The sequence below is a fragment of the Streptomyces sp. H27-C3 genome, assembly GCF_030063415.1.
Taxonomy (GTDB): domain Bacteria; phylum Actinomycetota; class Actinomycetes; order Streptomycetales; family Streptomycetaceae; genus Streptomyces.
The window spans coordinates 196693-206200 of sequence record NZ_JASITA010000011.1 but is presented as its reverse complement, the minus strand read 5'-3'; the positions used below and the strand labels follow the sequence as shown (position 1 = coordinate 206200).

Sequence of the window (9508 nt, the reverse complement as noted above, 5' to 3'; positions counted from 1 at the left end):
CCGACCCCCCCCCCGCTTCGGCGGAGCCACCGCGCCCCGCCACCCGGGCCGCCCGCCGGTCGGCCGCTGCCCAGCCGCCGCCACCTCCGGCGGGTGCCGCGCCGCGCGGTGCCCCTGGACGCTGGCCCCGGGGCGACTACGTCGGGGACGGTCCACCCACCTACGACGCCGAGCCCACCGCGCTGCCTTCCGCCGACCCGCACGAGCTGGACACCCTCGTCGCGGACACCGTGCTCGACGGGGCCCAGTACGGCACGTACACCCTGCGCGGCGCCTCCGTGCGCGGCGACTCCGCCCGCTATCGGGGCGAGCCGCGGCGCGACGCACTGCTCACCGCCCGCTTCGGCAGCGGGGAGGGCGCCCTTGTCCTGGTGGCGGTGGCCAGTGGGGCCCGCGCCTCGGAGAGCGCGCATCTGGCCGCAGCCGACGCGTGCCGGTCGATCGGTGAGGCCGTCGGCCGCAGCCATGCCCGGCTCTCCGACGACATAAGGGCGGGCCACAGGGGCGACCTCAAGTCGGGCCTGCACCGCCTCACCGACCGCAGCTACGGCAAGCTCCGCGCCCAGGCCGGTGGCCTCGGCCTGGAGCCCGAGGAGTACACCGCGAGCCTGCGCTGCCTGCTGCTGTCCGCCGACCCGCAGTGCCGGACCAGAGTCTTCTTCGGCGCCGGCGGCGGTGGTCTCTTCCGGCTGCGCGACGGCGCCTGGCAGGACATCGAGCCCCTCGCACCCGAGCCCGCGGCCGTCGTCGGCGAGCCCGTCGTCGGCTTCGGCTCGGTCCCGGCCGAGAGCCCCGATGGTGACCGTCTGACCATGGACCTCGGCATCACGACGGGCCCGTCGCCGTACGTCGAGAGCAGGCCGCCGCCCGCCGAGCCCTTCCGCTTCCGGGCCTCGGTGGCCCGCCCGGGTGACACCCTCCTGCTGTGCAGCGGCGGCCTCGCCGAACCCCTGCGGGGCGAGGCCGCACTGGCCGATGAACTCGCCGAGCGTTGGGCGAGCGCCGATCCGCCGGGTCTCGCGGAGTACCTCGCGGACATCCGGCTCAGGGTCAAGGGGTACGCGGACGACCGGACCGCGGTGGCGGTCTGGGAGGCGTAACGGTGCCCGCCATGGGTTGATTGACTCGGCGGCAGCGCCGCGCCGAACCAGCCGATGTCCCGAGAGGGTGTGCGCATTCCATGGCCAAGCAGAAGGTGGCGGAGCAGTTCGTCGACATCCTCGTGCGCGCGGGGGTGCAGCGCCTGTACGGCGTGGTCGGGGACAGCCTCAACCCGGTCGTCGACGCGATCCGCCGTACGCCCGCGATCGACTGGGTCCAGGTCAGGCACGAGGAGGTCGGTGCCTTCGCCGCCAGTGCGGAGGCGCAGGTCACCGGCAAGCTCGCGGCCTGCGCCGGATCCTGCGGCCCGGGCAATCTGCACCTCATCAACGGCCTCTACGACGCCCACCGCTCGATGGCTCCGGTCATCGCCCTCGCCTCGCACATCCCGTCCGGCGAGATCGGCCTGGGCTTCTTCCAGGAGACCCACCCCGATCAGCTCTTCCGCGAGTGCAGCCACTACAGCGAGCTGATCTCCAGTACCCAGCAGATGCCGCGTGTTCTGCAGACCGCGATCCAGCACGCGATCGGCCGCAGCGGGGTCAGCGTGGTGGCGCTGCCCGGTGATGTCGCGTCCGCCGAGGTCTCCGAGCGGGCCATCGAGCACGCGCTGGTCACCACGCGCCCGACGGTCCGCCCCGGCGAGGCGGAGATCGAGAAATTCGCCCGGATGATCGACGAGGCGAAGCGGGTGACGCTGTTCTGCGGCAGCGGGACGGCGGGCGCGCACGCGGAGGTCATGGAGTTCGCCGAGCGGGTCAAGTCCCCGGTCGGGCACGCCCTGCGCGGCAAGCAGTGGATCCAGTACGACAACCCGTACGACGTCGGTATGAGCGGGCTGCTCGGCTACGGCGCCGCGTACGAGGCCACGCACGAGTGCGATCTGCTGATCCTGCTGGGCACCGACTTCCCGTACTACGACTTCCTGCCGGACGACGTGAAGATCGTCCAGGTGGATGTGCGGCCCGAGCGCCTGGGCCGCCGCTCCAAGCTCGACCTGGCGATCTGGGGCGACGTACGGGAAACGCTGCGGTGTCTGACCCCGAGGGTGAGGGCCAAACCCGACCGCAAGTTCCTCGACCGGATGCTGAAGAAGCACGCGGACGCTCTCGAAGGCGTCGTGAAGGCGTACACCCGCAAGACCGACAAGCAGGTCCCGATCCACCCCGAGTTCGTCGCTTCGGTCCTCGATGAACTGGCCGACGACGACGCCGTGTTCACGGTCGACACCGGCATGTGCAATGTGTGGGCGGCCCGCTACATCACGCCGAACGGGCGCCGCAACGTCATCGGTTCGTTCACCCACGGCTCGATGGCCAACGCGATGCCGCAGGCGATCGGCGCCCAGTTCACCGACCTCAACCGTCAGGTGATCTCCATGTCCGGCGACGGCGGATTCACCATGCTGATGGGCGACTTCCTCACCCTCGTGCAGTACGACCTGCCGGTGAAGGTGATCGTCTTCAACAACTCCTCCCTCGGCATGGTCGAGCTGGAAATGATGGTGGACGGCCTGCCGTCGTTCGGAACGACCAACAAGAACCCGGACTTCGCGGCGGTCGCCCGAGCCTGCGGCGCCTACGGCGTGCGCGTCGAGAAGCCCAAGCAGCTTGCGGGCGCGCTCAAGGACGCCTTCAAGCACAAGGGCCCGGCCCTGGTGGATGTGGTCACCGACCCGAACGCGCTCTCCATCCCTCCCAAGATCCGCAAGGAGATGGTCACGGGGTTCGCGCTGTCCGCCGGCAAGGTCGTACTGGACGGCGGGGTGGGACGGATGCTCCAGATGGCCCGCTCCAATCTGCGCAACGTGCCGAGGCCGTAGGTCCGGCGCGTCCACGGCAAGGCGACAACGAGCCATTCCTGACTGCTTGTTGATAAATGCACATGCGTGCCGCTTCCGCCTGCGGGGCATGCATCTCGTGAACCTGTTCGAGAGAGGGGACCGATCCAGCGTGCGGGCGGGGGCTATGGCAAGGCACCAGGCGGGCGGACGAAGGGCAGTTACGCACGGGTCGTCGGACGCGCCGGAGGCGGTGGAGGCGGCCGAGGAGAAGGCAGACGGCAGGCTGGGTCATCTTCGACGTCGGCTGGGGCGTTCGGATCTCGCGGCGGTTCCCGAAGTGAGGCGCGCGCTGCGTGAGTTACTGCGGCTCCGGGGAGACCCGGGCCGCGCCGAGACGGCCGAGCTGCTCACCACCGAGATGGTGACCAACGCTCTCGTGCACACCGAACACGACGCCGAGGTCACGGTCACCCTCACCGCCTTCAAACTGCGCGTGGAGGTAAGGGACTTCGTGGCCCGGCACCCCACCATGCATGTGGCGGCCGGTGGTGACAGCACGCACGGCAGGGGACTGATGCTGGTGCAGGCCCTCGCGGACGCCTGGGGGGTACGCGCGCAGGGTGTGGGCAAGGTCGTCTGGTTCGATCTGGACCTCGATGGCGGTGGACTCGACCTGAAAGGTGGCGGATCGGCGTAACGGGCCGGTCCGCCACCCGGGCGGGGTGCGCAGTCCAGGACTGCTCGCCGAGCCTCGGCTCAGCCGAATTGCTGTTCCAGATCCTTCAGTTTCTGCTCCAGGGAGTCGAGTCGCGGCAGGGTCTGCGTGTCGTCCTCGGCGGTGAGGTCGGCGGTCACCATGTCAGTTCCCTGCACTGCCTGAAGGGAGGGCCTTGACCGAAGCGGCAGTTGTCCTGGCTCTGCTATGGCAGGCTCCGCGACGGCCTGCGGCGCGGAGCCTGTGCTCGGGGCGGCGCTGCCACCCGTGATCTCGACCTGCCGACCACCGCCGCGACCCCGGCCCCAGGCCCTGTGCTGTCGGTTGATCGCCTTCAACTGGGCACGCTCCAGCTTCTCGTGCTCCCGTCGGCGGATACGGTTCTGCTCCTTGTCGCGCCGGTCCTCGCGGACCTCCTCGACCGCCTCGTCCAGGGTGCGCACGCCCTCAAGGAGCATCAGCGACCAGGCGCCGAAGGTCTCCCTGGGCGCCCTCAGCCACCGAACGATCCGGATCTGCGGCAACGGGCGTGGCACCAGGCCCTGCTCGCGCAGCGCGGCCCTGCGGGTCTGCTTGAGCGCGCGGTCGAAAAGCACCGCGGCCGAGAGCGACATCCCCGCGAAGAACTGCGGGGCGCCCGCGTGGTCCAACCCCCGCGGCGCATGCACCCAGTTGAACCAGGCCGCCGCCCCCGCGAACGTCCACACCAGCAGGCGCGAGCCGAGGGCCGCGTCGCCGTGGCTGGCCTCGCGGACCGCGAGCACCGAGCAGAACATGGCCGCGCCGTCGAGGCCGAACGGGACGAGGTACTCCCAGCCGCCGGAGAGGCTGAGGTTTTGCCGGCCGAAGCCGACCAGGCCGTGGAAGGAGAGTGCGGCGGCGACCGCCGCACAGCAGAAGAGAAGGAGATACGAGGCGGTGCCGTAGACCGCTTCCTTGCGCCTGCGCCGCTCCTCGGTGCGTTCCCAGGTGTCGTCGGCCGCGGCTGCCTTGCCACCGGCGCGCTTGCCGCGCGCGAGCACCGCGACCGCCGCCAGGACCCCCGCGAGCAGTACGCCGCCCGGAAGCAGCCAGTCCAGCGATATGTCGGTCAGTCTCATGCGGTGTCCCTTGCATCGCGGTAGGGCGTTTCGGCGCCATATTGGCAAAACCGCGGTGACACAAAGGGGCTTTCGGCGCAAGAGGACGCCAAGGGAGTCCCCGGCCATGCGAATGAGTGCGATCCGGTCGAACCGCCGTACGGGAAAAGAGGGTTGGGTTCGATTTACGCCACCCGATCGGGTGGCGTGCCGTCAGGCGGTTGCCGCCGCCTCCTGGCTGAGCTTGCGCACCCGCTCGGCGTCGCACGTCCGGGGGCAGGTCACGCAGGTGTCCTCGGGGCGCAGGGTGTAGAAGAGGCAGCAGCTCGCCCGGTCCCGGGTCGGCAGCGATTCGCCGTTCGGCCCGGTCAGTTCACGGAAACCGGCGGTGCCCGCGTACGGCTTGGTCGTACCCGGCAGCAGCTGCTCCAGCTCCGACATCGCGCGACGCTCCTCGCCGACGAGATGGGCGATGTACCAGAGCCCCTCGACGATCTCGTCCGTCGCCATGCCCCACAGGGCGCGCTTCCCGCGCCGCATCCGCGGACCGAAGCCGTCGAGCACCGGCCCGAGGTGCTCGGCGACGGACGCCCTGACCTCGGCGCGCAGCGCCTCCTCGTCCGGTACGACGCGGGCGCCGGGGAGGCGGGCCGCGGGGTCGTCGGGCAGACAGGCGAATTCCTTGACCCGCACGGTCATCCGGCCCAGCGTGCGCTGGAAGGCGACGTCCTCGACGGGGAAGCGGGGCACCCGGCGGCGCAGGAACCACGGCACGGTGATCAGCAGGCAGGCGGGCCACGCGTACCGGTGAAGACCGAAGCTGGCGATCACGTCCGGGCGGGCCTGCTGGCCGTAGTCCCGCAGGACCTGTGCGTTGTCCCAGGCCAGGAAGGCGTCCAGGGCGGCGCCACCGGCCGCGAGATCCTGTGCGCCTACCCAGCCGGAGCCGCTCGGGGCCTGCTCGGCGTCATCGAGCTCTCTGATCCGCAGGCCGGAGAAGACCTCGGCGAGGCGTGCGTACGAGTCCGCGACAGGGGATGCGGTGACGCCGGGGAAGAGCGTGTGGACGGTCATGCGGGACCACCGAATCGCGATCGTTGGCAGGTAAGCCTTACCTTATCCGATCAATTCGAGGTTTGAACTGTGCCCCTGCCCGCCTATCGTGCATATGGGACAACGGCACCGGAGGAGGACCCGGATGGACCAGGGCAGACCGTGGGGCGTCGCACCTCCACACGTTCCCGCCCCCGACTACGCCACCCGGGTCCCGGAGCAGGCGCGCGGCGAGCACACACATAGTGAGCCCGTCGCCCCCCGGGCCGTTCAGCGCCACTCCGTGCGCGGCCAGATCCTCGACGCCCTGCGCGCGGCCCTGGTCAGCGGCGAGCTCGTACCGGGCGAGGTCTACTCGGGCCCCGGACTCGGCGCCCGCTTCGGCGTCTCGGCGACCCCCGTGCGCGAGGCCATGCAGCAGCTGGCCATGGAGGGCGCGGTCGAGGTCGTCCCCAACCGGGGCTTCCGCGTCACCGTGCGCAGCGCCCTGGAGCTGGCCGAGCTGGCGGAGGTACGGGCCCTGATCGAAGTTCCCGTCATGCTCCGGCTGGCCCGAACGGTCCCGGCCGCCCACTGGCGTGCCCTGCGCCCGCTGGCCGAGGCCACCTCGGCGGCGGCGGCCACCGGGGACCGCGCGGCGTACGCCGAGTCGGACCGGACCTTCCACCGGGCGGTGCTCAAGTTCGCCGGCAACCGCCAGTTGGTGACGGTCGCCGACGAACTGCACCGCCGCTCCCAGTGGCCGCTGGCCACCGGCGACCCGCTGGGCCGCAGGGCGGACCTCGTCGCGGACGCCTCGGAACATCTGGCGCTGCTCGACGCTCTGATCGCCCAGGATCTGACGCTGGTTCAGTCACTCGTACGGGAGCACTTCGCGGGCGCCGACCGGTGACCGCCGACCGCTGTCCGCACCGCTATGCCGCCGTCGGCGGTGTCAACTGGGCCGCCAGCCAGGTCGGGACGCCGTCCAGCAGCCGGAACAGGCGACCGGCCTCCGCGCGCAGCCGGGTCGCCTCCGGCTCCGGTTCCGCCCCGGCGAGAGCCGCGAGCGCTGGGGCCGTGCCCACCAGGTATCCCAGCTCCTCCCGGATGCGGAGGGACTCCGCGAAGCCGTGTCTGGCGTCCGCCAACTCCCCTTCGCGCAGGGAGAGTCCGGCCAGGTGGCGCCAGGTGAAGGAGAGCAGCAGGGTCTGGCCTTGCGAGGTCGCCCCGGCGTGGGCGCGGCGGTAGGCGGCGCGGGCCGACTGCGGGGAGTCGGATATGTGCTCGGCGATCAGGCCGCGGCGGAAGTCGAGCAGCGGCCTGGCCGGTGCGGTGGGGGCCAGCAGCGCGGCGGCCCTGCCGAGCGCGGCGCGCGCCTCGTCGGCGCGGTCGCGGGTGCCGAGCACGGTGGAGGCGTACGCGAGGTGGCCGCGTTCGCAGGCCGCGGCGCCGCGTTCGTCGTCCTCCCGCGCGACGGCCTCCGCGGTGCGCAGGGCGTCCTCAGCCTGGGCCCAGCCCTGCTCGGTGAACAGACAGCGCTCGACGAGCAGGGCCGCGCGCTGGAGTGCGGCGGCCGGCGTGGCCGCATGTGGTTCGAGCAACGCCGCGGCGTCCGTCCAGCAACCGCGTGAGCGCAACCGCCATACAGCGGTCTGGAGTGGGCTTCCGTCCCCTGCGGTCATTCCGGAACCAGACATGGCGGACTGCGCCACATTGCCCTCCCCGAGCACACCATTGAGCTGTGAGTAGTGGGCGAATCTCAGCACGGATAGGCACCCCGGGCCAAGGGGTCTGGTGAACGGATTCACAAAGGGTGGGCGGAAGAGCCCGGTTTGGGGCATCCGGCCGGCCGGGCGGCACTCCCAGGAGGCACCCGTACGGCCGACCGGGGGCTCCCTCGGGGGTCTCCGGCCGACCAGCAGAGACTCCTAGCTCATCCTCAGCGCGAGGAAGAAGTCCAGCTTGTCCTCAAGACGCGACAAGTCACGGCCCGTCAGCTGCTCGATCCGGCCCACCCGGTACCGCAGGGTGTTCACGTGCAGATGCAGCCGGGCCGCACAGCGCGTCCACGAACCGTCGCAGTCGAGGAACGCCTCAAGCGTGGGTACGAGCTCCGCGCGGTGGCGCCGGTCGTAGTCGCGCAGCGGGTCCAGCAGCCGCGCGGTGAAGGCGCGCCGCACGTCGTCCGGCACGAACGGCAGCAGCAGGACGTGCGACGCCAGCTCGTGGTGGCCCGCCGCGCACACCCGGCCGGGCCGCGCCGCCGCCACCCGGCGGGCGTGCCTGGCCTCCTCCAGCGCCCCGCGCAGCCCCTCCGCCGAGTTCACGGCGGCACTGACACCCAGGGTCAGCCGGCCGTCGTCGGCCAGGCCGCCCGACAGCGGCGCACGCACCGCTTCGAGCAGCACATCGGCGTGCAGCCCGAGCATCCGGGCCTCGCCGTCGCCCTCGCCGTCCACGCCGGCGCCGTCGCCCCCGATCGAGGACACGGCCGCCAGCGGTACGAGCGCGATCGCCTCGTCGCCCGCGTGCGCCACCGCGATCCGGTCGGAGGTGTCGGACCCCACCACCATCGGATCGACCAGAATCTCCTCCAGGAGCGACTGCGCGACCGGACCGGCCGGGATCTCCTCACCCTCGTTCCAGTCGACCCGCGCCACCACGACCTGCCAGTGCGGCGCGGAGCCGAGCCCCGGCAGCAGTACCGGCGCGGCCACCCGCAGCCGCGCCGCGATCTCCGCGGGGGGCGCGCCGGCCTGTACCAGCTCCAGCACCTCCTGGGCGAGCCTGCGTCGTACCGTACGGGCCGCGTCGCGCCGGTCGCGCTCCACGGCGATCAGCTGCGTCACGCCCTGGAGCAGGTCGAGCCGGGCGGCGGGCCACTCGCCCGCGTCCGCCTCGACGGCCAGCAGCCAGTCGGACAGCACCGTCTCGCGCACATCGCGGGAGGCCGCCACCGGGCTCGCGCCGCGCCCGGCTCCGCGGATCGGGAACAGCGAGTACGTCGTGCCCTGGACGGCGGTCCGGTGCGGGCCGCGGCGCCCGGTCCTGACCGCGGCCAGGTGCTCGCCCGCGAGCGCCGCGCTCACGGCGGGCGGCAGCGGCGCACCCGCGCCCGCGATCTGTCGGCCGGTGGGGGAGAGCACCCAGGCCCGCAGGTCGAGGTCGGAGGTGAGCAGGTCGAGCACCACCTCCGGGCCGCCGCCCGCCGGGCCCGAGGTCATCAGCCTGCGGTGCCGGTCGACGACCGCAGCCAGGTCGCCCGCCCGCTCGCCGGACACCTGGCGCACCACATGCTCGGTAATGGTTGCGAAGGCAACGGCCTCGGTGACCGCGAAAAGTGGCAGCCGATGGCGCATACACGCCTCGACGAGATCGCTGGGGATGGCGCCCATCTCGGCCTCGCCCGCCGCGAGCCCCGCGACGCCCGCGCCCGCCAGGATTCGTACGAAAGGCTCAGAATCCGCGGCGTCACGCCGCCAGGCGAGTCCGGTAAGCACCAGTTCGCCCCCTGTGAGATAACGGCTGGGATCCCGCAGGTCGGTGGTCATGACCCCACGCACCGTGCGGTCGAGCTCGTCCTCGCCGCCCAGTAGCCGCAGGCCCAGCGCATCGGTTTCCAGCAGTGCGCGCAGCCGCATGGCGTCGCCGCCGATCTGTCTCGTTGTTGCCGGTGGAAAACGGTGAGGTTACTGAGCCCCGCCTTTCATATGAATCTACAAGACATGAGAGTCGGCCAGCCAACTCCTTCATGGTTTCGGTGACTGCACCAGGCGGAGCACGGCTTGTGTACTT

General features: G+C 71.7%; 8 protein-coding genes. 4 read left to right on the top strand and 4 right to left on the bottom strand.

The features are described from left to right. The 3 genes from QMK30_RS13795 to QMK30_RS13785 all read left to right on the top strand — a co-directional run. Positions 1–1100 (top strand): protein phosphatase 2C domain-containing protein (locus tag QMK30_RS13795; RefSeq protein ID WP_283518005.1); only part of this gene is annotated, 1100 nt, incomplete at its 5' end. Between the two features lie 80 nt (positions 1101–1180). Further along, positions 1181–2923: a pyruvate dehydrogenase gene (locus QMK30_RS13790; RefSeq protein WP_283518003.1), complete on the top strand. Its 1743-nt coding sequence runs from the start codon at positions 1181–1183 to the stop codon at positions 2921–2923. A 145-nt stretch (positions 2924–3068) separates the two neighbouring features. Then, positions 3069–3581, top strand: coding sequence for an ATP-binding protein (locus QMK30_RS13785; RefSeq protein ID WP_283518001.1), 513 nt, complete (start codon positions 3069–3071; stop codon positions 3579–3581). Between the two features lie 59 nt (positions 3582–3640). Here QMK30_RS13785 and QMK30_RS13780 read toward each other — a convergent pair whose 3' ends face one another. Then, complete coding sequence (locus QMK30_RS13780) at positions 3641–4699, bottom strand: DUF2637 domain-containing protein (RefSeq protein WP_283517999.1); 1059 nt, start codon at positions 4697–4699, stop codon at positions 3641–3643. 192 nt (positions 4700–4891) lie between these two features. Beyond that, the gene (locus tag QMK30_RS13775) at positions 4892–5752 is read right to left on the bottom strand and encodes a (2Fe-2S)-binding protein (RefSeq protein WP_283517997.1); all 861 of its coding nucleotides are present in this window, start codon (positions 5750–5752) and stop codon (positions 4892–4894) included. Positions 5753–5876: 124 nt separating this feature from the next. Here QMK30_RS13775 and QMK30_RS13770 point away from each other — a divergent pair, with 124 nt between their 5' ends. Further along, a complete protein-coding gene (locus QMK30_RS13770) occupies positions 5877–6623 on the top strand; it encodes a GntR family transcriptional regulator (protein ID WP_283517995.1) in 747 nt (248 codons plus the stop codon). A gap of 22 nt (positions 6624–6645) precedes the next feature. On the opposite strand, the gene QMK30_RS13765 is transcribed toward QMK30_RS13770, so the two are convergent. Both QMK30_RS13765 and QMK30_RS13760 read right to left on the bottom strand, forming a co-directional pair. Continuing rightward, positions 6646–7410, bottom strand: coding sequence for a hypothetical protein (locus QMK30_RS13765; RefSeq protein WP_283518022.1), 765 nt, complete (start codon positions 7408–7410; stop codon positions 6646–6648). Between the two features lie 231 nt (positions 7411–7641). Beyond that, the gene (locus QMK30_RS13760) at positions 7642–9354 is read right to left on the bottom strand and encodes a PucR family transcriptional regulator (RefSeq protein WP_283517994.1); all 1713 of its coding nucleotides are present in this window, start codon (positions 9352–9354) and stop codon (positions 7642–7644) included. Between the last annotated feature and the right edge of the window lie 154 nt (positions 9355–9508).

Bases quoted from the DNA above. Each gene is read 5' to 3' on its own strand.
- QMK30_RS13790 (WP_283518003.1), top strand. From the start codon at position 1,181: ATGGCCAAGCAGAAGGTGGCGGAGCAGTTCGTCGACATCCTCGTGCGC.
- QMK30_RS13785 (WP_283518001.1), top strand. From the start codon at position 3,069: ATGGCAAGGCACCAGGCGGGCGGACGAAGGGCAGTTACGCACGGGTCG.
- QMK30_RS13780 (WP_283517999.1), bottom strand. From the start codon at position 4,699: ATGAGACTGACCGACATATCGCTGGACTGGCTGCTTCCGGGCGGCGTA.
- QMK30_RS13775 (WP_283517997.1), bottom strand. From the start codon at position 5,752: ATGACCGTCCACACGCTCTTCCCCGGCGTCACCGCATCCCCTGTCGCG.
- QMK30_RS13770 (WP_283517995.1), top strand. From the start codon at position 5,877: ATGGACCAGGGCAGACCGTGGGGCGTCGCACCTCCACACGTTCCCGCC.
- QMK30_RS13765 (WP_283518022.1), bottom strand. From the start codon at position 7,410: ATGTCTGGTTCCGGAATGACCGCAGGGGACGGAAGCCCACTCCAGACC.
- QMK30_RS13760 (WP_283517994.1), bottom strand. From the start codon at position 9,354: ATGCGGCTGCGCGCACTGCTGGAAACCGATGCGCTGGGCCTGCGGCTA.